We start from the raw sequence: 22336 nt of genomic DNA, 5'->3' as shown, positions 1-22336 counted from the left end.
GTTTCCTTTATCTCAGTTGGAGCGCTCCAGTCCATACGCCGCGCAAAGGAAGCGTGCTTTTCTGATTACATTACCATGCCGCCATCAATATGAAGCGTCTGCCCTGTCATATAGGCAGAATCATCAGAAGCAAGGAATGCGGTGATTTTGGCGATGTCTTTAGGCTCTCCTAATCTTGCTAAAGGAATCAGTTTTAACATTTCTGTTTTTACATCTTCAGGTAATTTATCGGTCATATCCGTTGTGATGAAGCCAGGTGCAATGGCATTTACGGTAATATTGCGAGATGCCAGCTCTTTAGCCGTTGTTTTTGTTAAACCAATGACCCCAGCTTTTGCCGCCACGTAGTTTGCCTGTCCCGGATTCCCACTTACACCAACAATCGATGCAATATTAATGATGCGTCCTACCCGTTGCTTCATCATTTGTCTTGTTACTGCTTTTGTACACAGGAAGACACCTTTAAGATTGATATTAATAACGTCGTCCCATTCTTCTTCTTTCATTCTCATTAATAAATTATCTCTGGTAATACCCGCATTATTGACGAGAATGTCAAGTTTCCCAAAGCGGTCTATCGTTCCCTTAACCATTTCTGCAACTTCTCCTGAGTTTGAAACATCACATTTTACAGCGAATGCCTCTCTCCCAAGTGCCTTTATTTCATCAACAACCTCATTTGCTTTGGCTTCACTGCCGGAAAAATTAACCGCCACATTTGCTCCTTGTCGTGCAAGTTCAAGAGCGATTTCTCTGCCAATACCTCTTGATGCACCTGTTACAAGGGCTGCTTTTCCTTCAAGATTCATAGTCTTTCCTCCTTTAACGCATCTATTACAGCTTGTGCGCTTTCCTCGTCCGATACAGAATACGTTGACACTGTTTTATCAATTTTTTTGATTAAGCCTGATAAAACTTTCCCAGAACCCACTTCAATGAAAGTATCGACACCCAAATCAATCATTTTTCTTACGGAGTCTTCCCATTGTACCGGGGAATAAAGTTGTTCAATTAACTTATCCTTAATTACTGAGGCAGAACTGATTGGTTCGGCAGAAACGTTTACCACGATTGGGATCCTAGCATCCCTCATTTCAATATCGTCCAATACTTCACGCAATTGAACTGCTGCTGGCTTCATTAACACGGAATGAAAAGGACCGCTTACATCTAATGGAAGCACTCTTTTTGCCCCTGCTTCTTTCGCTTTCACGGCTGCAAGTTCTACCCCTTTTTTCAAACCTGAAATTACAATCTGACCTGGGCAGTTTAAATTTGCTAAAGACACAGGAAAACCAGCATCACTGATTTCTGACGTCACATTTGATAGCGGAGCGCGATCAAGACCCAGCACAGCCGCCATCGATCCTTCCCCATTAGGGACAGCACTTTCCATAAACTCGCCTCGTTTTCTAACAGCATACACCCCTTCTTCGAAAGTAAAGGTGCCCGCTGCAACAAGGGCCGTATATTCACCTAAACTGTGACCAGCAACAAAATCAGCTTTAATCCCAGATTTTTGGAAGTATTCCAATATAGCAATACTTGTTGTTAAAAGGGCTGGCTGTGTATTATAGGTAATTGTCAATTCTTCTTTTGGTCCCTCAAATATAAGTTTACTCAATTGAGTGTTTAGCTTTTCATCTGCTCTCTTAAAATAATCCATTACCTCGGAGTGTTTCTCTGCTAACTCTTTCCCCATTCCTACGGCTTGTGACCCTTGACCTGGAAACACAAATGCTATTTTCTTCATTTCAATACTCCTTTACCGTTCTACTTTGGCAATACTCGCTTCTTCTGTTGAAATTTTAATTGATCCAACAACATCGTTACTTACCATTTCCCTCGTTTGCCGGATGGCGCTAAAAATAGCTTGCCCATTCGAAGATCCGTGAGCCTTAATTACAGGTGCATTTAAACCAAACAGTGCAGCACCGCCATATTCGGAATAATCCATTGTATTCTTTAAAGTTTTAAGATTCGGTTTTAACACAGCGGCAGCTAGTTTACTTGTAAAACTGCTCATTAAAGCCGTTTTTAACATTTTAAACATGGAGAGTGCCGTTCCTTCAATCGACTTTAGCACCATGTTACCCGTAAATCCATCGGTAACAACTACGTCAGCTGCACCATCAAGTAAATCTCTTGCTTCCACATTACCGACAAAATTGATATTAGCCGTTTTTAATAGTTCAAAGGCCTGCTTGGTAAGTTCATTCCCTTTCTTTTCCTCTGTGCCAATATTTAATAGACCCACTCTTGGTTGTGTAATTCCTCTTACTTTTGCACTATAAATGGAACCCATCAATGCATATTGCAATAGATGCTCTGGTTTGGCCTCTGCATTGGCCCCGACATCTAGTAAAAGGAAGCCTTCACCGCCAATGGTCGGAAGTGTTGGTGCTAAGGCCGGACGGTGTATCCCAGTTACCCTGCCAACCACAAAAAGGCCTGCCGCGACTAAGGCACCTGTATTTCCTGCAGAGATACACGCATCTGCCAAACCATCTGCTACCTGCTGGGCCGCTAGTACCATGGAAGCATTCTTTTTGCGGCGAACTGCTTTTACAGGCTCGTCTGTTCCGAGAATCACTTCGGTTGTATGTATAACAGAAATCCGTTCATGATCAGTTAACGTTTCTTTAATTTTATTTTCATCCCCGACAAGGGTAATATGTATATCAGAAAATGCTTGTACAGCTTTTAGTGCGCCTAAAACGATTTCCTTTGGAGCATTGTCGCCGCCCATTGCATCAATTGCTAGGTTCATTTTTTTCCTCATCCTTTACCGATTTTTCGAACGGTACATTTCAAATTCTCCGGTAAAAACAAGTTCATTATTTACAAAACTTGTCACTTCGACACTTGTTCTGCCTAAGTTCCCATCGATTTTTGTTACTCTTGCCTTGGCTATGACACGCTCATTTAATTTTACCAAACGCTTAAATTGAATATTCGCCTTTGCTGTCAACGCCAATTCATCGTTAATGACGGCTACTGCTAGGGAATTTGCCTGTGCGAAAACATGATGGCCACGGGCAATGTTATTACGAATAAACACATGTTCTTTTTTTACATCAAAAATCGAAATGGCATTTTGATCCAATTCTATATGAATAATTTCACCAATGACTTCTTCAAGCGGAAGGGAGCGAACCTCATCATCAAATCGTTTTTCAGCAACAGTCTTAATTCGTTCCCTTAATTCCGGGATTGATAACTCTAACCGATCAAGACGGATTGTTTGTACACTTACTTGGAATTTTTCTGCTAAATCTTCATCAGTAATAAATGGATTATCTTTTATTGTAGAGGTTAACAATTGCTGGCGCTCTTTTTTACTTTTTCTCATGAATTTTTACACCGTCCGAGATCTTATGACTAGGTACTAATAGTAGTATAAAATTTGAAATAGCAGATTGCAAGAGTTTGTTTTTTATACATAGCATCTGTTTTTTTATTCTGGAATTCATTTAATGGGAAAAAAACTTTATTAATCAAGCTTTTCCCCTTCTAATACACCTGATTCTTCAAGCATTTTTCTTAAAAATTGATATTCTTCCGCTGTCCAAAAGGTTTTTGATTGGATAAGCATCATCGCATCACTTCTCGCTGTTTCTAGTGCCCGATAATCATGAACCATATCTGCAACCTTAAATTCAGGAACACCGCTTTGTTTTCTGCCAAAAAAGTCTCCAGGACCTCTGAGTTCTAAATCCTTTTCACTTAGAACAAATCCATCGTTTGTTTCTGTCATGATCCGCATTCTTTCTTGGCCCACTTCTGATTTAGGACTAGCAAGCAAAATACAGTAGGATTGATCGCTGCCACGTCCAACACGTCCACGCAGCTGGTGAAGCTGAGACAGGCCAAATCTTTCAGCATCATAAATAACCATCATAGTCGCATTTGGTACATTAACACCGACCTCAACAACTGTAGTTGAGACAAGCACCTGTACTTCGTTGGTACTAAACGACTTCATTACGGAGTCTTTTTCTTCCGAACTTAAGCGCCCGTGCATAAGGCCCGCTTTATAACGGTTTTGAAAGTAGTGACTTAGAGTAGTAAATACATCAATAGCGTTTTGGACATCAAGCTTTTCGGATTCTTCAATAAGCGGGCAAATTACATAGGCTTGGTGTCCTTTTTGTAATTCTTTTTCAACAAAGGCAAGTACACGCTCAAGCATTTCCGGCTTTGCCCAGTAAGTTTCAATTGATTTTCGGCCAGCTGGCATCTCGTCAATAATGGAAACATCCATTTCACCAAACACAGTGATTGCAAGCGTTCGAGGAATCGGTGTCGCTGTCATAAACAAAACGTCAGGATTCTCGCCTTTTTCCCTGAGCACTCTTCGCTGCTCGACCCCAAATCGATGCTGTTCATCGGTAATAACAAAACCGAGTCTTTTGAAGGTGACCTCATCCTGTATGAGGGCGTGCGTACCAATTAATAGATCCACGTTCCCTTCTGCCAGTTCATGAAGGATTTCCTTTCTCCGTTTACCCTTAATAGAACTCGTTAAAAGCTCGCACCTGACATCAAATGGTTCTAGCATGCTTTTTAAGCTTTGTGCATGCTGCTCTGCTAAAATTTCTGTTGGTACCATTAGAGCACCTTGGTAACCTGCTGTTACACTGGCATATAAACCAATTGCAGCCACTACAGTTTTCCCCGAACCAACATCCCCTTGCAACAATCGATTCATACGCAGGGGTGATTTTAGTTCCGCTAACAATTCATTGACAACCCGTGTTTGAGCATTTGTTAACGGAAATGGAAGACTATTGATAAAACCCTCTACCTGAGTAACGTTATAGTTTTGGCAAATTCCTGGGGAATGTTCCCGTTCAAATTTCCTTAAGGCCTGCATTTTTAGTTGAAACATAAGAAATTCTTCATAAACAATGCGCCTTCGTGCCTGTTTCACATCCTCTTGGCTGCTCGGAAAGTGCATTGCTTCAATCGCACTCTGTCTATCAAGAAGGCGATACTTTTTTAAGAATGTTGCTGGCAGTGTTTCTTCAATAAAGTGTCCATATTGCTGGAAAGCAATGCTGATAAATTTTCGTATTCCCTTTGTCGTTAATTTCCCTCTTAATGAGTATACAGGCTCAAAATCCTTTGTCTTGGCGTTTGTGCCTGACTGCATTTCATTTGCAGTGATCGTTTGCCGATGGGCATCCCATTTCCCTGTGACCGTTATCGTTTCATTAATAATGATTTTATTTTTCAAATAGGGTTGGTTAAAAAAAACTACTTTGATTAAATGAGAACCAACGAAAAGTCGGATCATTAGTTTGGATTTCTTCCTTCCATAATAGACAAGAGAAGGCTCGCTATGAACCTTCCCTTCCACTGTTACTTTCTCATCATGCTGTACCTCTGTTATTTCACGAAGGCGATAATCTTCATAACGATAAGGAAAATATTCCAATAAATCTTGTATCGTAAAGATTTTCATTTCTGAAAAAATCTCAGCAGTCTCTTCACCAATTCCCTTAATGACAGTTATTGATTGATTAAGATGTGGATTCACTATTACACGACTCCCCCACTAAGCGCTGTTTTATCTATTAATATTGTTTTAATATACTTTTTCTAACTTCTTTTTTACAAAACAGGCTGTGTTATACATACCTGTTGATTTCCGCTCCAATCAACATTGCTACAAAAAAAAGAAGGGAACTCCCCTTCTATTTTAGCGGTTCATTATTCAATTGAAAAGATAAATGAATACAACGGTTGCCCGCCGTTATGGATTTCTACTTCTACATTTTCATAAGTCTCTTCCACAAACTGTGTCAGTTGATTTACTTCTTCTTCGCTAACGTCTTCCCCATAAATGATAGTCAAGATTTCTGAATCGTCCGCGAGCATTTGTGAAAGTAATTCTTCAGCTACTTTTCCTTTGTTCTTGTTCTTTACCACAATTTTCCCTTCAGCAATACCCATAAAATCATCTTTCTCGATTTCTAAACCATCAATCTGGGTATCTCGTACAGCGAAGGTTATTTGACCAGTCTTTACGTGTTTTAGGGCATCATTCATTGCAGACTCATTGGCGTGAAGTTCCGCTGACGGATTAAATGCTAAAAGAGCTGAAAGTCCTTGAGGGACAGTTTTGGATGGTATGACATAAATATCTTCTTCTGCCACATCGGCTGCCTGCTGGGCTGCCATAATAATGTTTTTATTATTAGGTAAAATAAATACCTTTTTAGCATTAACTTCCTTAACAGCCTTCACGATATCCTCTGTACTTGGATTCATCGTTTGCCCGCCTTCTATTACGGCATGGGCGCCAATACTTCTAAATAAATCTGCAATACCTGCTCCCATGGAAACCGCTACAATTCCGTATTCTTGCTGCTCTTTTGGCGGCTTCTGTTGTACAGCAACGGGTGCAATATGTGTTTCACCAACAATATTGGTATGTTGTTGACGCATGTTTTCAATCTTCATATTTATTAAATTTCCGTACTTTTGCCCGTAGCTTAGTACTTCGCCAGGCTGTTCGGAATGTATATGGACTTTTACAACGTCTTCATCCGCTATGACTAATAAAGAATCACCTAATTTGCTGAGGTCATTTCGGAAAACCCCTTCACTGAAAGGATGCTTGGCTGTCTTTTCCTGTTCAAAGCGAACCATAAATTCGGTGCAGTATCCAAATTCAATATCTGCCGTGTTAATATGTCCCTGGACATTTTTGTGGTGTTCAGTATTAACCAATTCATCCATAGAAAGAGATGCAGAAGGTGTATCGGGAAGTTTTTCGCCTTTTAGGACCGCAAGAAATCCTTCGTAAACAAACACAAGACCTTGTCCGCCACTATCGACAACACCGACTTCCTTTAACACCGGAAGCAGATCAGGAGTGCGCTTTAATGAAGCTTTTGCTTCTTGTAAAACTTCTTCCATAATTACAATAATATCATTTGAATTCTGGGCAGCTTGTACGCCCTTTTTAGCTGAATCCTTTGCAACAGTTAAAATGGTTCCTTCAACAGGTTTCATAACTGCTTTATACGCAGTTTCTACTCCAGCCTCGAGGGCATGGGCAAAATCATTCCCTGAAATTTGCGCTCTCATTTCTACTGCCTTAGAAAAACCACGGAACAACTGTGAAAGGATCACTCCTGAATTTCCGCGAGCCCCCATCAGCAATCCTTTAGAAAGGGCTACTCCAACTTTACCTATATGTTCTTGAACATTATTTTTTACTTCTTTCGCCCCTGATGTCATTGATAAATTCATGTTTGTTCCAGTATCACCATCGGGCACGGGAAAAACGTTTAGAGCATCAACCATTTTTGCATTTGCAGCCAAATGATTTGCACCTTGAATCACCATCTCGGCAAAACGTTTTCCATCTAAAGCTGTTATTGACACAAACTTTCCTCCTCTACTTGAGGTTCGTTACACGAACTTAAGGGTTCGTCACTCGAACTCCCTGAACGTAAATATTAACCGAGTCAACGGCAAGTCCAACAGTCTTATCGAGGGTGTATTTAACCTTTGATTGCACGTTGTGGGCAATTTCGGAAATTTTCGTTCCATAGCTAACAATAATGTACATATCAATATGTAATGCCTCATTTTCTTGGCGGACGATCACGCCGCGAGTGAAATTTTCTCTTCGTAGTATTTCCGTAATTCCGTCTTTAATTTGATTCTTTGAGGCCATACCGACAATTCCATAGCATTCGATTGCCGCTCCTCCAGCGATGGTCGCGATTACTTCGTTTGAAATATCAATTTGTCCGAACTTTGTTTTTAATTCAATGGACATGAATCGTTCCCCCTCTTGAAAAAATTGCTCCTTGACTACAGTCATTTTACTATAGTCAATGCAATATTGAAAGTTATTCCTGACTGTTTAATATAAGAGCATTTAAATAATAGGGATGTCAAGGTTTTTTTCTTGAAAGGTAACTATTGCAATCAAATAAGTTGTATGATAAATTATTAAGGTATCTCAAGTCTAGAAAATTTGTTCAAACAATTTTCTTTTTTCAGATGAGGATCTTAAAGATAGCTGTATAAAGCTTTTGGTAGTTAAGGAGGGAAATCATTATGCCACGTCAATGTGTTGTAACTGGAAAGAAAACAACAACTGGTAACGCACGTTCTCACGCTATGAACGCAAATAAGCGTACATGGGGTGCTAACCTACAAAAAGTACGTATTCTTGTTGATGGAAAGCCTAAACGTGTTTGGGTTTCTGCAAGAGCGTTAAAATCAGGTAAAGTAGAACGCGTTTAATATGGAAAAGGCATCCGATGAGGATGTCTTTTCTTTATATACAAAAAGTACAATTACTCTACAACCCTATTATTCCCTATTTAACCAAATAAAAAGCACCCAAATTAAAAGGGTGCCATTCGTTAATGAAAAGATTATCTAGATAAAAACCCATGCTATTCGTTCTTTTTAAACGCCCCAATCATCGCACGGACAAGTCCGCCTAAAAATTTCGGCAGTTTAATTGTATAGAATTTCATACTGTCCCTCCTCACAAATCTCCCCAGCTTATTCATCTCAACTTTTTTCGAACGCCCTACCATTTTATTCAAACGAACGAAATCAGTACCAAATTGTATTGCATATTAATCGTGACTTCTTATCACTATTAATATGCCTTCAGAAAATGAAAAAGTACCATATTCACTAATAAGTTCATTACTAATACATAGTGTTGACCCGATTGAAATATGACGATTTTCCAAAGGAAATTTAAAGCCCCTTAGGGTGAGATTGCTGACATTTAGCGTTAAAGGAACAAAGGAAATATATTTTTTTTTGTTTATTTTTTCAATTGTATAGTGCCCGGGTTCTTTAATAAAAATGATGTTATAGCGGTCAATCAAGCAGATATCAGCCGATTTTTTGGCTTTGAACTGATTCAGCAATAAGTGAACATTGGCAAATAAATGATCAAGCCTCCCCCCAGTTGCACCGAACATACAGATCATACTTGGATTCTGATCAAGTGCCCAATTGAGGGCTAACTCCATGTCTGTTTCATCTTTTTCCGGCTTATACTTCTTCAATTCTACTACCCGTTCTTCAATAAACATTAATTCCTCAGATGATACTGAATCGAAATCCCCAAAGGCAATGACCGGAGTTATATTTCTTTTTAACAAATGATAGACACCTCGGTCAACTCCGACCCAAATTGTATCCTTCTGTAGATACTCTGTTAAATCAGGTAATAGGCTTTCAGGTCCTCCGGCTAGAATATTAATTATCATAAAACTAACTCCTTTTCCATATGCAAAAAGCCAGCGCTAAAGCTGGCTCTTATCATTAACCTCTTATTTGCGAAATTGCCTTGGCATAATCTTCTTCATTATAAATAGCCGAGCCTGCAACAAGTACATTTGCACCGGCTTCCATGCATAGCTTTGCCGTTTCTGAATTAACACCGCCGTCAATTTCAATCTCAATGTCTAAGCCTTTTTGTTCTGCCATTTCTTTAACTTTTCTTATTTTCGGAAGTACCTCTGGTATAAATTTTTGCCCACCGAACCCTGGATTAACCGACATTAATAATACCATATCAATGTCTCCAATTATGTGCTGAATGGATTCCACGGGGGTTGCTGGATTTAAAACAACACCCGCCTTGATACCAAAGGATTTAATATTTTGGACTGTGCGGTGAAGATGGCGACATGCTTCCACATGTACGGTAATAAAATCGGCTCCAGCTTTGGCAAATGCCTCAATATATTGATCAGGGTTTTCAATCATTAAGTGTACATCAAGTGGCAGCTTCGTAATCGGACGAATGGCCTCAACAATGAGCGGACCAATCGTAATATTTGGTACAAAGTGACCATCCATGACATCGACATGAATATAGTCTGCTCCACCTTTTTCAACAGCAATAATCTCTTCACCTAATTTCGAAAAATCGGCGGAAAGAATCGAAGGTGCTATTTTTACCATCTTTAATACCTCGGCTTTCTATCTTTTATCTCTTGTAGGAAATCCAGATAATGTTCATATCGGTACCTAGGGATTTCACCTGATTCAACTGCATGTTTCACACCGCATTTCGGTTCGGTCCCATGCAAGCATCCTCGGAATTTACAATTCTCACTTGCTCTTTGCATTTCAGGAAAACATGAAGTCAAATCTTCGGCTTCAATATTGGTAAATTCTAATGAACTGAAGCCTGGTGTATCTGCTATTAATCCATTTCCAATCTTTATTAACTCCACATGTCTTGTCGTGTGTTTTCCACGGCCAAGATGCGACGAAATATCATTTGTTTTCAAATCAAGATCAGGTCTAAGTACATTTAGCAAAGATGATTTTCCTACACCTGACTGACCAGCAAAAACAGATATTTTATTATCAATGTGTGGACTTAACAGTTCAACCCCCGCTTCTGTTTCGGAAGAAGTTAGTATTACTTTATACCCTGCAGACGAATACTGCTCTGCATAAATCTTAATCTTCTTTTGCTGCTCTTCGTTTGTGAGGTCCATTTTAGTGATACAAATAAGCGGTTCAATCCGATTAAATTCAACTAGCACAAGGAAACGATCTAAAAGAACAGTACTGAAATCTGGTTCAACAGCCGAAAACACAAGAATCGCTTGATCTACATTCGCAATGGGTGGACGTATCAATTCGTTCTTTCGTGTCTTCACTTCCATAATGTAGCCTTCCAAGTCATTTTCTGCTTGAAAAACAACTTCGTCTCCAACAAGTGGGGTAATTTTATTCTTTCTAAATACCCCTCTACCACGGCATTGGATCAACTTGTCATCATCAAGAACATAATAGAATCCGCTTAATGCTTTAACAATTTTCCCTTCAGGCATAGCCACACTCCTTGTCATTCATTTCGAAAACATCAACTAATCATTCAAAATTCTGTTAACTGATTTGATAAAGAGCATATTAATATTAATTACTCTGTTTCTGGATAGTTAATTACATCCTCTGCTATCACCTTGCTGTCACGAATAATCTTATAGCCCGCTTTTCCGCCATATGGAATAGTGAGTTCTATTTGTTTTTTTGTCGTTTCAGTTATAAAAAATGATTCGGCAGGTTCCGTCATACTATGATTCATATCTTCGATGTAGATTAAAACCTCTTGTTTTTGTACAGGATCTCCTGGCACTGGCACTGGGACAGTCGGTTCATAATCAATTGTTATATCTTTAACTACCGTTTTTGGCGGTTTTTCTTCTTTTCCTTTTGAAATGATGACTGATACCTTATCGCCTTTTTTCAGTTCTGTTCCAGACTTTGGAGTTTGTGAAATCACCATGCCAGCAGGAATTTTTTCATCATATTTTTCTTCTGAGACATCTAAAGTCAGCCCTACTAATAAGGCATAATCCTCGGCCCCTTTTAAATTGTATTCGGTTAGGTCCCTTAGGACAATTATTTCAGGTCCTTTACTGACTTCAAATTCTAATGCAGTATCTTCAGGAATAATTTCTTCGCCTCCTGATGGGTTTTGGCTAATAATGGTTCCTGGTTCACTCTCATCGTATTTCTCAGTTTTCAGAATATCTTTAAAACCCCTGTCTTCTAATAAACGGAAAATATCATCATATATCCGGCCTACATAATTTGACAGCTCAATTTTTTCTTTTCCAGTACTAATATATAAATTAACCTTTGCGTTCTCCTTGACTGTACTGCCAATTTCGGGGTCGGTCTTGATAACCTTTCCTTCAGCCACCAGATCATCAGGAATTTCAACCTGTTTGTCAACCACTATTCCGCTGAGCTGAAGCTCAGAAATCGCATCATCAACATCCATTCCACTTACGTCAGGAATTTTGACGTCCTTAGCAGACAATAAATCAGGTAAAAATGTAACCGTTAATAGTCCGAGAATGGAAAGTATAAGGAAAGTCGAAATTAAGATCATCGGCCATTTTTTCCGCTTTTTCTTACTAGTTTTCTCCTTATTAGGTGTATCATTTTTGGCAGGCAATATTTTATCATTACTATGCACTAATGTTTCATCAAGGTTTTTATGTGGACGGTCATTTGTTATGATTGGAATGGCTTTTGTTGCCTCATCATCAATTAGAATAATAAACTTTGGTTCATCCATTCTTTCAGGATTTAGCGCCGTCCTTAAATCCTCCTCCATTTCATCGACACTGTTATAACGATGGAATGGATCCTTTGCCGTTGCTTTTAGGACGATATTCTCTACACTTTGCGGTATAGTTGAATTCCACCTTCTAACAGAAGGTGTTTCTGACTGGAGATGTTTCAATGCAATCGAAACGGCTGATTCCCCTGAGAATGGAAGCCTGCCTGTTAAAATTTCGAACATGACAATCCCAAGTGAATAAATATCAGATTTCCGATTAGCCATTCCCCCACGAGCTTGTTCCGGTGATAAATAGTGGACAGAACCTAACACAGAATTTGTTTGGGTAATGCTTGTCGCACTTAAGGCCATGGCTATCCCAAAATCAGTAATTTTCACACTGCCATTAGGATCAATTAGAATGTTATGCGGTTTTATATCACGATGAATAATATGATTTTGATGGGCATGGGAAATTGCAGATGTTAATTGCATCATTATGTCTAATGCCTTTTCTACACGGAGTGACGAATGCTGGTTTATGTATTGCTTTAATGTTTGCCCATTCACATATTCCATAACAATATAGTAAAGAGAATCCTCTTCACCCACATCATAAATACTAACGATATTTGGATGGGTAAGACTTGTGGCAGATTGTGCTTCTCTATGAAAGCGTCGAATAAATTCTTCATCATTGGCAAAGTCAAGGCGGAGCATTTTCACGGCAACTTCTCTGTCTAGTATCATATCATGTGCTAAATAGACATTGGCCATTCCGCCTCCGCCTATCATTTTAAGAATTTTATAGCGGCCGCTGATTCTTTTCCCAATAATCACTTCTCATCACCCAATTCAAAATCATTAGCATATTCTAATATGATCAGGGTAATATTGTCTTCTCCACCGTTATCATTTGCAATATTAATTAATGTGGAAGCCTTTTGTTCAAGTGATTCTTCATTTTGAAGAATTTTAACCATTTCTTGTTCGTTGACTTTATTTGACAACCCATCAGAGCATAAAAGGAGAAAATCTCCTTCTTCGAACATTATCGTTTTTAAATCGATTTTTACATCCTGTTCTGTTCCTAACGCTCTTAATATCCAATTTTTCCTGGGATGATGTTCTGCATCCTCTTTAGTGATTTGTCCAGTTCGGACTAACTCATTCACAAGTGTATGGTCCTCCGTTAGCTGCTTGAAGCCTGTATCATTTAAGATATAACAACGACTATCCCCCACATGTGCAATCGTTGTAAAATTTTCAGAAGCAATCACTGCCTCTATAGTAGTACCCATACCTTCACATTCCACGTGACTTCTTGAATGGTCAAACAATAATTGATTAACCTGGAGAACATGGGTTTTCAGCCATGCTTCAGCTTGATCTGCTGTACGAATTCCTTCAGATTTCTCCCACATTTCTTGAAGATGCGAAACGCTCATGCTACTAGCAACATCACCGGCAAGGTGACCGCCCATGCCATCTGCTACGATGGCAAGACGGTGTCCATCCCGATTAACAAAAGTACCACCACTATCCTCATTATTCTGGCGAACTCTACCCTGGTCCGTTTTAAAAACAGCCTTCACTTTTGTCACCTCGTCTCCTCTTTCCGCTCCTTTGCACGAAGTTGCCCACATGCTGCAGCGATATCTGAACCTTGCTCCCTGCGAATGGTTACATTAATACCTCGGTTTTTCAATGTTTTTTCAAAAGCAAAAATTTTGTCTCTTGGAGTCCGTACATAATCTCTTTCAGGAACATAGTTTACAGGAATTAGATTCACATGACATTTTAATCCTTTTAATAATATAGCTAACTCTTCAGCATGCTCGACTGAATCGTTTACACCGCCAAAAAGACCATATTCAAAGCTTATTCGACGACCTGTCTTATCGATATAATACCTTACTGATTCCATTAAGTCATCAAGTTTATAAGCCTTATTAATAGGCATTAGCCTTGAACGTAATTCCGTATTGGGAGCGTGGAGAGAAATAGCAAAATTAATTTGTGTATTTTCATCTGCAAATTGATAAATTTTCGGAACGATACCACTTGTTGATACGGTTATATGGCGTGCTCCGATATTAAGAGCCTTTTCATGATTGATTATTTTTAAAAATGATAACATGTTATCATAATTATCAAATGGCTCACCAATTCCCATGATAACAACTGAATTTACACGCTCATCTGTTTCATCAAGTGTTTGCTGAACTTTTACAACTTGTGCGACAATCTCTCCTGCCTCTAAGTGTCTTTTTAAGCCGCCTAATGTAGAGGCGCAAAAAGTACACCCTATTCGGCAGCCTACCTGTGTCGTAACACAAACGGAGTTTCCATAATCATGACGCATTAGCACCGTTTCAATCGAGTATCCATCTTGAAGTTCAAAAAGGAATTTTATGGTTCCATCAGATGATGTTTGTTGAATCGCCGTATTTAATGTTGTTAATTCAAAATGGCTAGCAAGCTTATCTCTTAATCCTTTTGATACATTACTCATATCCTCAAACGATGTAATTCGTTTTTTATAAAGCCATTCATAGATTTGTTCGGCACGGAATGCCTTTTCAGCATTTTCAGTTAGCCAATTCTTTAATTCGTTAAGCTGCAATGAATAAATTGATTTCTTCTTAATTTCCTTAGCTGTGTTTGTCTCAGTTGTATTTAATTGTTCCAACTGTTACACCTTCTTCCTTAAAACTGCAATATAGAACCCATCAGACCCAAGATCTTGTGGGAATATCTGTAAATCAAAACCTGTAATCAATGGTTGGATAGCTTCAGGCATCCTGTTTTTAAATGATAAATCTCCTTCGAATTCAGGGTTATTCTCTAGGAATGTCTTAACCGTGTATTCATTTTCCTCTTTATCTACAGTACAAGTACTATAGACAAGTATGCCATCCTTTTTCAATAAAGGGGATACGGACATTAATAAGTCTTGTTGAATCGTACTTAACCGTTCAATATCCTTCTCTGTTTTTGTGTATTTCATATCAGGTTTTCTCCGCATTACTCCAAGACCCGAGCACGGAGCATCCAGAAGGATACGATCAAATGATTCTTTGTTGAATTTTTCCTGTATTTGTCTGGAATCAGAAACGCTTGTTTTTATATTTTCTAACCCTAGTCGCTTGGCATTATCATTGATTAATCTGACTTTGTGCTGATGGAGATCAACCGATATGACTTCTCCCGTATTATCCATTTTTTCAGCGATATGTGTACTTTTACCACCTGGTGCTGCACAAGCATCAAGGATAAATTCGTTCTGCTTTGCCCCTAATGCATAGGCGGCGAGCATCGAGCTTTCATCTTGAATAGTAAACATTCCATATTTAAAAGCAATGGTAGACGCTAAATTCCCCTTTAACGATCTGATCGCCTCAGGAATAATTGGACTTTTTTCGATTTGAAAACCATCTTCTTCTAAAATCGCAACACATTCATCTCTTGAAATTTTCGTGAGATTAACTCTAGCTGTTTGCAATGGTGCTGTTAGGTTTACTTCACACATTTCTTTTGTTTTTTCATAACCAAATTGGTTAACCCATCGGGTAATTAGCCATTCAGGGTGGCTAGTTTCAAGTGATAGTCTTTTGGTTGGGTCCGAGACTTCCTCCATGGATGGGAGCCCTTCTCTTTGAATACTCCGCAATACTCCATTTACCAAACTTGCTATACCCTTATGACCACGACTTTTGGCAATTTCTACAGCTTCGTAGATCGCTGCTCTGTCCGGAATTCGATCGAGATAAATCATTTGATAAAGCGTTAGTCTAAGTAAATGATGAACCCAATTGGCTAATTTTTTATTATCTTTTACAAAAGGCTCTAAATAAAAGTCAAGTGCCATTCTTCTTTGTAAGGTTCCATACGTCAATTCCGTTAACAGTCCGACATCTTTAGGAGACAATTCGTGTTTTTCAATTGTATTATTAAGAAGTAAATTGCTGTAAGATTGGTTTTTCTCAATAGCAACTAAACTATCCATTGCGATTGCCCGTACATTATTTATTGTTGAAGTCATTTTATTCTCCCAGCTTGGTGCCTATTGAAATTTTTGAACCCCGTAAAAATTGTTCACTCATCATTTTTGTTTTTCCAGAGGGCTGAAGCTCAATGATTTTGATTGCCGTTCCATTACCGGTTGATACCGAAAAGCTATCCGATTCTATATTAATAATTGTTCCAGGTACTGCCACTTTCTGTCCAGATTCCTTTTCAGCCCGCCATATCTTTAAGACCTGACCATTCAAGGTTGTAAACGCAACTGGCCATGGATTTAGAGCACGGATATGATTAAAGATTTCTTCACCTGTTTTTGCCCAATTAATTTTTTCTTGTTCTCGCTTAATATTGGCAGCAAATGTGGCTTCTTCATTGTTTTGAGGCTTAGGCGTCAGACGGCCTTCCAATAGAAGCGGCAAAGTTTCTGCCAACAATTTAGCCCCGGCTGTACTTAATTTAATATGCAATGTACCAACATTGTCCTCTTCAGCAATTGGGACTTCAATCCTTGTTAAAATATCCCCAGCATCTAATTTTTCAACCATATACATGATGGTAACACCTGTTTTTTGTTTTCCTTGCATAATTGCATAATGAATAGGGGCACCACCACGAAGTTCTGGGAGCAGGGATGCATGAACATTTATACAACCGTATTTAGGCGCTTCTAACAGCTTATTGGGTAGGATTTGCCCAAAAGCAGCAGTAACAATTAAATCTGGATTCAAGGAAAGGATTTTTTCAAGTTCTTCTTCTTGACGGATTTTTTCTGGTTGAAAGACAGGAATAGAATGTTTCAAGGCTTCTACCTTAACCGGGGGAGGTGTTAAAATCTTTTTTCTTCCCACTGGTCGATCTGGTTGTGTAACTACTCCAATGACATCATATCCATCTTTAATCAGTTGTTGTAAGATTGGCACAGAAAAATCTGGAGTACCCATAAAAACAATTTTGGTCATTCAACTTCTACTCCTTTTAACTCATCTTCCTCGAGATATCTCGTCACTTTAGATGTAAATAAAATCCCGTCCAGATGATCGATTTCATGTTGAATCGCCCTTGCTAGGAATTCTTCTGCTTCTAATGTGTATTTTCTGCCTTTTCGGTCAAATGCCTCAATTTTAACAAAATTGGGCCTTGTCACTTCACCAAATAATCCAGGGAAACTTAAACAACCTTCTGGTCCAGTTTGTTCACCGGATGTTTCTAATATTACTGGGTTAATCATTTCGATTGTCCCTAATTCATCATCGATATCAACAATTGCGATGCGTACGTCCAATCCAATTTGCGGAGCAGCTAGTCCCACCCCATCATATTCAATCATCGTGTCATACATATTATCAAGTATTTTTGCAAGCTTTTTATCAAACTTAATCACTGGCTTGCAAGTCTGCTCAAGTATCTCAGCAGGGTAATTTATTACTTTGAGTATAGGCAAATTATTTCCCCCATTAATTCCATTCTTATATAGGCGTTTTAAATTTATTAATTGCTTACATTTTCACCAAAAATGCGAAATAATAACCTTTGATGACCAGGTTACATTTGGCTAACTTACATTAATATAAATGGATTTACATCTATTGATACCAATAAGCCGCTTTTAGTATCTTTCTGGTGTTGATCCAAGATGGTTTTTAACATTTTTGTCAAGTTCGGTTCCCGCTTGTATTTTATCAGACATTGATAGCGATATCTATTATTAATCCTAGGAATCGGCGAGGCTGCGGGTCCTAAAACGACGGCATCCTTTGAAACCTGCGAACGTACATAATTAACAATTTTCTCTGTCGCTGTAACGACAGTCATCAACTGCTCATGACTGACTGTTATGAGTGATAGATAATAGAAGGGTGGATAATGATGGGTTTTTCGAATCATCATTTCTCTTTGGTAAAAGAGATCATAATCCTGTGTTCCTGCAAGTTCGACACTATAGTGTTCAGGGGTGTAGGTCTGAATGATGACCTCCCCCGGCAATTGATGACGTCCCGCTCTTCCGCTTACCTGTGTTAATAATTGAAAGGTTTTTTCAGACGCACGGAAATCAGGTAAATGCAGCATCGTATCAGCCGAAAGGACACCAACTAAGGTGATATTTGGGAAATCCAGCCCTTTTGCAATCATTTGAGTCCCGAGGAGAATATCTGCTTTGCCGTTCTGAAAATCAGTTAATAATCGTTCGTGTGAGCCCTTTCGACCAGTTGTATCAACATCCATCCGAATAACCCTTGCTTCTGGGAGAATTTTACCAAGCTCGTCCTCGACCTTTTGAGTACCAGTCCCAAAATACCGAATATAATCACTGGAACACTCCGGGCATTGCTTTGGAACATGGCTTTCATACCCGCAATAATGGCATTTCATTTGTTCATTTACTCGGTGGTAGGTAAGCGATATGTCGCAGTTAGGGCAGTTCATCACATAACCGCAGTCCCGGCACATCACAAATGACGAATGACCCCGTTTATTTAAAAATAAAACAGATTGTTGTTTTTTTTCTATTCGGTCCTTAAGCATATCAAAAAGCTTACGTGAAAACATTGACCGATTTCCGTCACGAAGCTCCTCACGCATATCAATGATCTCTACTGAGGGCAGGGTTTGATTATTCATCCGGTTAGGGAGCGATAATAGATGATACACCTTCTTTTGAGCCCTGGCAAACGACTCGAGTGATGGGGTAGCGCTTCCGAGCACAACCGGACAGTTATACGTTTTAGCTCTTTCAACTGCAACATCCCTAGCATGATATCGAGGCATATCCTCCTGCTTATAACTTGTTTCGTGCTCTTCATCAATAATAATAATTCCTAAGTTCTCAAATGGGGCAAAAATCGCTGATCTTGCTCCTACAGCTACTTTTACTTCTTTACGTTGAATCTTCCGCCACTCATCATATTTTTCTCCAGCTGACAAACCGCTGTGCAAAACAGCCACTAAGTCCCCAAATCTTCCTTTAAAACGATTCACCATTTGGGGAGTGAGTGAAATTTCTGGTACAAGCACAATTGCTTCCTGTCCTCTTTCAATAACTTCTTGAATGGATTGGAGGTAAATTTCGGTTTTTCCGCTTCCTGTTACACCATAGAGCAAGAATACCTCATGTCGATTTGATTCAATCGCGTTTAGAATCGGCCCAATCACGGTCTGTTGAGAATTTGTTAATGGTAAGGGCTTTGTTCGTTTAAAGGTCCTATGTTCAAACGGATCGCGGTAAACCTCCATATCATACTCAGTAAGAAGTTTCTTTTCTACAAGTGCCTTAACAGTTGAGGATGTCGTATTTAATTCAGCTACAAGCTGCCTCAATTCGACTGGTTCGAAATGATTGATAAAATAGCTCAATACTAGTTTTTGCTTTTCAGCCTTTGCTGGAAATCGGACTACTTCATCTTTCAATTCAGCAAGCGATACAAGTGGGCGGACATACTTACGCTGTTTCTTTTTGACCTTCTCCTTAACGATGTAAAGGACTTCAAGTTTACCTTTTGCTGCTTCCTTTTGTAATAAGGGAACCACTCCATTATTCAAAGCTTCTTCCCAGTCTATCATTGGATTGTTTTCAAAAAGAGTTTGAAGGGGTTCGGATAAATCAGCAGCCTCCACCCCTGCAGTAATCTTCACTTTTTTTTCGTATTTAGCTTTTAACGCGGCTGGAAGCATAACCTGAAAAGCAAAGATTTTAAAACAAAGTGTATTCTCAGTTAGCCAGTCACCCAGGTCAAGTAAATCCTTGTTTAAGATTGGCTCAAGATCCATGGGCTCGATAATTTCTCTTAATTTTTTAAATTCAGATTGTGTTTTAAGCGAAGTGACAAATCCTTGGATTTTCCTCGGACCAAACGGAACGATTACCCTCATGCCCGGCTGGATTGTTCCCCACCACTGCTCTGGAATTAAATAATCGAACGCTCTATCCGTTTGTTTTGCCGGTACATCCACAATCACACTAGCTATTTCCATTTTCATCCATATCCTTCAATAGGGAAGTAATTTCTTCGATAATCCTTTTTGCTACATCACTTTTTGACATAATCGGTAAATCTATATTTGAGCCAGACCGTTTGAAAAGTGTGACAATATTTGTATCTGTCCCAAACCCTGCCCCTTCCGCTTTCACATTGTTTGCAACGATCATATCTGCATTTTTCGCCTTTAATTTTTTCCTTGCATATTCTTCAACATTTTCCGTTTCAGCTGCAAAGCCTACAAGCACTTGGTTCCTCTTTCTCTTACCCAACTCTAGCAGGATATCTTTCGTTCGTTCCAACTCTATACTCGAGTCACTGGCTTGTTTCTTTACCTTATGATCATATGCAGTTTTTGGACGGTAATCGGCAACGGCGGCTGTTTTAATGACTACATCCGCTGAGTCATAATACTTCAATACTGCATTATACATTTCTTCAGCGCTCTCGACCTTCACTACTTCCATACCTAATGGAGCTGGCAACCCCACCGGTCCCGAAACTAATACAACATGGGCACCTTGTTTTTTTGCCTCAACAGCAAGGGCATAACCCATTTTCCCTGTTGAATGATTGGAAATAAAACGAACAGGATCAATCTTTTCCCGTGTTGGCCCCGCTGTAACCACAACTGTTTTTCTACTTAAGGTTTGTTGGAATTGATCGGTAAAAAATTGTTGTACGAGCTGGACGATTTTTTCCGGCTCTTCCAATCGGCCCTTTCCTACATATCCACAGGCAAGATAACCTTCACTAGGTTCAATAAATTGATATCCGTACTCAGCCAATATTGAGAGGTTCTTCTTCACAGCAGGATGGTCGTACATATGCACATTCATCGCAGGGGCAATCCAGACTGGTGAGGTTGCTGCAAGCAGGACCGTTGTTATCATATTATCGGCTATTCCACCAGCTATTTTTCCAATCGTATTTGCTGTAGCAGGCGCAACAAGGATTAAATCTGCCCAATCAGCTAAATCAATATGAGCAATGACACGTGGATTTTTTTCGTCAAAGGTATCAACATATACTTCATTACGGGATAACGCCTGGAAAGTTAATGGGGTAACAAATTTCTGTGCAGATTCACTTAAAATGATTTTTACATGAGCACCAGCCTGAACAAGCTTACTTGTTAGTGCCGCTGCTTTATAGACGGCGATTCCGCCTGTAACACATAATAATATTTTTTTATCCTGTACCATTATTGGATTCCCCCGCTTCTCGTCATTTCACTCTTTCTTTATTATGCTAGAATGAATGCAATTTTTCACCTTTTTCCACTCGTAATTCGACAAATTCTACATAACGAGGATAACCAAAATAAAAAAGGCTGACATGTAAGGATTTCCCCTTTTGTCAGGCCTTCTCTCAGAAATTTACTGTCAATTAATACCTATTTAAGACTACTCAGCAGATGTGTCTGCTTTTTTAGAAATTCGGTAGGTTAGTTCACCACTATATATTTCCTCTAGTGCTTTTCCAACATGTTTATGGGAAACGTATTTTGGCAATCTTTCATCTCTTACCTGAGACATCACGCGAGCGCGCTTCGCAGCTACGGAAACAAGCGAGTATTTCGAATCAATTTTCTCAAGCAGCGAATCAATAGAAGGATATAACATTATAATTCAACCTCCAGCAATTTTTTATAGCGGTGTTCAACACGTTCTCTGCGGCAATGCTCCGCAGTAACGATGGATTTCACGCGTTCACAGGCGTGCTCCACTTGATCATTTTCAACAACATAATCATATAATTCCATCATTTCAATTTCTTCGCGAGCTGAAAGCAGGCGGTTTTGTATGATGTCATCTGTTTCCGTTCCTCTTGTTACAATCCGGTTTTTTAGTTCAGATAAACTTGGCGGCATAAGGAAAATAAATAAACCTTCAGGGAACTTTTCTCGTACCTGACGGGCACCCTTTACTTCAATCTCTAAGAAGACGTCTTTTCCAGCATCCAAAGTGGAACGTACATAGTCAACAGGGGTACCGTAATAATTCCCGACAAATTCGGCATACTCTAACAATTTGCCTTGTTCAATTAATTGTTCAAACTCTTCTCTTGACTTAAAGAAGTAATCCACTCCATCAATCTCCCCATCTCGTGGTGAGCGGGTTGTCATCGAAATGGAGTATTCAAAAGCTGTATCCGGATGGGAAAAAATTTCTTTCCGAACAGTTCCTTTTCCAACCCCGGAGGGCCCAGAAAGTACAATCAGCAATCCTTTTTCCTGCATTTTCAG

General features: G+C 39.2%; 22 protein-coding genes. 1 reads left to right on the top strand and 21 read right to left on the bottom strand.

Annotation, left to right across the window (positions count from 1 at the left end; genetic code table 11):
* Window positions 1-65: 65 nt before the first annotated feature.
* From fabG to CCK98_RS09470, 7 genes are all read right to left on the bottom strand, one after another.
* Window positions 66-809 (bottom strand): 3-oxoacyl-[acyl-carrier-protein] reductase, encoded by a 744-nt coding sequence (gene fabG / locus CCK98_RS09500; RefSeq protein ID WP_088086355.1) that lies wholly within the window; start codon window positions 807-809, stop codon window positions 66-68.
* Window positions 806-1753 carry an ACP S-malonyltransferase gene (fabD, locus tag CCK98_RS09495; protein WP_088086354.1) on the bottom strand — a complete coding sequence of 316 codons (948 nt, stop codon included), beginning with the start codon at window positions 1751-1753 and terminating at the stop codon, window positions 806-808. Before fabD ends, fabG begins: the two co-directional genes overlap by 4 nt.
* Window positions 1754-1765: 12 nt before the next feature.
* A complete protein-coding gene (gene plsX / locus CCK98_RS09490) occupies window positions 1766-2770 on the bottom strand; it encodes a phosphate acyltransferase PlsX (RefSeq protein ID WP_088086353.1) in 1005 nt (334 codons plus the stop codon).
* 15 nt (window positions 2771-2785) lie between these two features.
* Window positions 2786-3352, bottom strand: coding sequence for a transcription factor FapR (fapR, locus tag CCK98_RS09485; RefSeq protein WP_088086352.1), 567 nt, complete (start codon window positions 3350-3352; stop codon window positions 2786-2788).
* A 141-nt stretch (window positions 3353-3493) separates the two neighbouring features.
* The gene (gene recG, locus CCK98_RS09480; RefSeq protein WP_088086351.1) at window positions 3494-5542 is read right to left on the bottom strand and encodes an ATP-dependent DNA helicase RecG; all 2049 of its coding nucleotides are present in this window, start codon (window positions 5540-5542) and stop codon (window positions 3494-3496) included.
* A gap of 173 nt (window positions 5543-5715) precedes the next feature.
* Window positions 5716-7398, bottom strand: a complete 1683-nt coding sequence (locus tag CCK98_RS09475; protein WP_088086350.1) for a DAK2 domain-containing protein — start codon at window positions 7396-7398, stop codon at window positions 5716-5718.
* A 37-nt stretch (window positions 7399-7435) separates the two neighbouring features.
* On the bottom strand, window positions 7436-7798 hold the full coding sequence (locus CCK98_RS09470; RefSeq protein ID WP_088086349.1) for an Asp23/Gls24 family envelope stress response protein: 363 nt from the start codon (window positions 7796-7798) through the stop codon (window positions 7436-7438).
* Between the two features lie 284 nt (window positions 7799-8082).
* Between CCK98_RS09470 and rpmB the strand changes: the two genes are divergently transcribed.
* Complete coding sequence (gene rpmB / locus CCK98_RS09465; protein WP_026566424.1) at window positions 8083-8271, top strand: 50S ribosomal protein L28; 189 nt, start codon at window positions 8083-8085, stop codon at window positions 8269-8271.
* Between the two features lie 155 nt (window positions 8272-8426).
* Here rpmB and spoVM read toward each other — a convergent pair whose 3' ends face one another.
* The 14 genes from spoVM to gmk all read right to left on the bottom strand — a co-directional run bounded on the left by spoVM (window position 8427) and on the right by gmk (window position 22330).
* Entirely contained in the window at window positions 8427-8510 is an 84-nt protein-coding gene (gene spoVM / locus CCK98_RS09460; protein ID WP_035445740.1) for a stage V sporulation protein SpoVM, read from the bottom strand.
* Between the two features lie 105 nt (window positions 8511-8615).
* The gene (locus tag CCK98_RS09455) at window positions 8616-9263 is read right to left on the bottom strand and encodes a thiamine diphosphokinase (RefSeq protein WP_088086348.1); all 648 of its coding nucleotides are present in this window, start codon (window positions 9261-9263) and stop codon (window positions 8616-8618) included.
* 55 nt (window positions 9264-9318) lie between these two features.
* Window positions 9319-9963, bottom strand: a complete 645-nt coding sequence (gene rpe, locus CCK98_RS09450) for a ribulose-phosphate 3-epimerase (RefSeq protein ID WP_088086347.1) — start codon at window positions 9961-9963, stop codon at window positions 9319-9321.
* 2 nt (window positions 9964-9965) lie between these two features.
* Window positions 9966-10847: a ribosome small subunit-dependent GTPase A gene (rsgA, locus tag CCK98_RS09445; protein WP_088086346.1), complete on the bottom strand. Its 882-nt coding sequence runs from the start codon at window positions 10845-10847 to the stop codon at window positions 9966-9968.
* A gap of 89 nt (window positions 10848-10936) precedes the next feature.
* Window positions 10937-12928 (bottom strand): Stk1 family PASTA domain-containing Ser/Thr kinase, encoded by a 1992-nt coding sequence (gene pknB / locus CCK98_RS09440; protein WP_088086345.1) that lies wholly within the window; start codon window positions 12926-12928, stop codon window positions 10937-10939.
* Window positions 12925-13683, bottom strand: a complete 759-nt coding sequence (locus CCK98_RS09435; protein WP_088090355.1) for a Stp1/IreP family PP2C-type Ser/Thr phosphatase — start codon at window positions 13681-13683, stop codon at window positions 12925-12927. Before CCK98_RS09435 ends, pknB begins: the two co-directional genes overlap by 4 nt.
* A 5-nt stretch (window positions 13684-13688) precedes the next feature.
* A complete protein-coding gene (gene rlmN, locus CCK98_RS09430; RefSeq protein WP_088086344.1) occupies window positions 13689-14780 on the bottom strand; it encodes a 23S rRNA (adenine(2503)-C(2))-methyltransferase RlmN in 1092 nt (363 codons plus the stop codon).
* A 3-nt stretch (window positions 14781-14783) separates the two neighbouring features.
* A complete protein-coding gene (rsmB, locus tag CCK98_RS09425) occupies window positions 14784-16133 on the bottom strand; it encodes a 16S rRNA (cytosine(967)-C(5))-methyltransferase RsmB (protein WP_088086343.1) in 1350 nt (449 codons plus the stop codon).
* A 1-nt stretch (window position 16134) separates the two neighbouring features.
* Window positions 16135-17073 carry a methionyl-tRNA formyltransferase gene (gene fmt, locus CCK98_RS09420; RefSeq protein WP_088086342.1) on the bottom strand — a complete coding sequence of 313 codons (939 nt, stop codon included), beginning with the start codon at window positions 17071-17073 and terminating at the stop codon, window positions 16135-16137.
* Window positions 17070-17555, bottom strand: coding sequence for a peptide deformylase (def, locus tag CCK98_RS09415; RefSeq protein WP_088086341.1), 486 nt, complete (start codon window positions 17553-17555; stop codon window positions 17070-17072). Before def ends, fmt begins: the two co-directional genes overlap by 4 nt.
* 116 nt (window positions 17556-17671) lie before the next feature.
* Window positions 17672-20083 (bottom strand): primosomal protein N', encoded by a 2412-nt coding sequence (priA, locus tag CCK98_RS09410; protein ID WP_088090354.1) that lies wholly within the window; start codon window positions 20081-20083, stop codon window positions 17672-17674.
* Window positions 20070-21293 (bottom strand): bifunctional phosphopantothenoylcysteine decarboxylase/phosphopantothenate--cysteine ligase CoaBC, encoded by a 1224-nt coding sequence (coaBC, locus tag CCK98_RS09405; protein ID WP_088086340.1) that lies wholly within the window; start codon window positions 21291-21293, stop codon window positions 20070-20072. The genes priA and coaBC overlap by 14 nt, the downstream gene beginning before the upstream one ends.
* Before the next feature lie 201 nt (window positions 21294-21494).
* Window positions 21495-21713: a DNA-directed RNA polymerase subunit omega gene (gene rpoZ, locus CCK98_RS09400; protein WP_088086339.1), complete on the bottom strand. Its 219-nt coding sequence runs from the start codon at window positions 21711-21713 to the stop codon at window positions 21495-21497.
* Window positions 21713-22330: a guanylate kinase gene (gene gmk / locus CCK98_RS09395; RefSeq protein WP_088086338.1), complete on the bottom strand. Its 618-nt coding sequence runs from the start codon at window positions 22328-22330 to the stop codon at window positions 21713-21715. Before gmk ends, rpoZ begins: the two co-directional genes overlap by 1 nt.
* Window positions 22331-22336 lie beyond the last annotated feature (6 nt).

The organism is Bacillus sp. OV166 (assembly GCF_900177675.1).
GTDB lineage: Bacteria > Bacillota > Bacilli > Bacillales > Cytobacillaceae > Neobacillus.
The sequence above is the reverse complement of the archived record's forward strand: the minus strand, read 5'-3'. Positions and strand labels throughout refer to the sequence as shown.

Excerpts from the sequence above, each read along its gene's own strand:
- fabG (WP_088086355.1), bottom strand. The coding sequence starts at position 809 with ATGAATCTTGAAGGAAAAGCAGCCCTTGTAACAGGTGCATCAAGAGGT.
- fmt (WP_088086342.1), bottom strand. The coding sequence starts at position 17,073 with ATGACCAAAATTGTTTTTATGGGTACTCCAGATTTTTCTGTGCCAATC.
- fabD (WP_088086354.1), bottom strand. The coding sequence starts at position 1,753 with ATGAAGAAAATAGCATTTGTGTTTCCAGGTCAAGGGTCACAAGCCGTA.
- rpoZ (WP_088086339.1), bottom strand. The coding sequence starts at position 21,713 with ATGTTATATCCTTCTATTGATTCGCTGCTTGAGAAAATTGATTCGAAA.
- CCK98_RS09470 (WP_088086349.1), bottom strand. The coding sequence starts at position 7,798 with ATGTCCATTGAATTAAAAACAAAGTTCGGACAAATTGATATTTCAAAC.
- priA (WP_088090354.1), bottom strand. The coding sequence starts at position 20,083 with ATGGAAATAGCTAGTGTGATTGTGGATGTACCGGCAAAACAAACGGAT.
- coaBC (WP_088086340.1), bottom strand. The coding sequence starts at position 21,293 with ATGGTACAGGATAAAAAAATATTATTATGTGTTACAGGCGGAATCGCC.
- fapR (WP_088086352.1), bottom strand. The coding sequence starts at position 3,352 with ATGAGAAAAAGTAAAAAAGAGCGCCAGCAATTGTTAACCTCTACAATA.
- plsX (WP_088086353.1), bottom strand. The coding sequence starts at position 2,770 with ATGAACCTAGCAATTGATGCAATGGGCGGCGACAATGCTCCAAAGGAA.
- rsmB (WP_088086343.1), bottom strand. The coding sequence starts at position 16,133 with ATGACTTCAACAATAAATAATGTACGGGCAATCGCAATGGATAGTTTA.
- rsgA (WP_088086346.1), bottom strand. The coding sequence starts at position 10,847 with ATGCCTGAAGGGAAAATTGTTAAAGCATTAAGCGGATTCTATTATGTT.
- CCK98_RS09455 (WP_088086348.1), bottom strand. The coding sequence starts at position 9,263 with ATGATAATTAATATTCTAGCCGGAGGACCTGAAAGCCTATTACCTGAT.
- gmk (WP_088086338.1), bottom strand. The coding sequence starts at position 22,330 with ATGCAGGAAAAAGGATTGCTGATTGTACTTTCTGGGCCCTCCGGGGTT.
- rpmB (WP_026566424.1), top strand. The coding sequence starts at position 8,083 with ATGCCACGTCAATGTGTTGTAACTGGAAAGAAAACAACAACTGGTAAC.
- rpe (WP_088086347.1), bottom strand. The coding sequence starts at position 9,963 with ATGGTAAAAATAGCACCTTCGATTCTTTCCGCCGATTTTTCGAAATTA.
- spoVM (WP_035445740.1), bottom strand. The coding sequence starts at position 8,510 with ATGAAATTCTATACAATTAAACTGCCGAAATTTTTAGGCGGACTTGTC.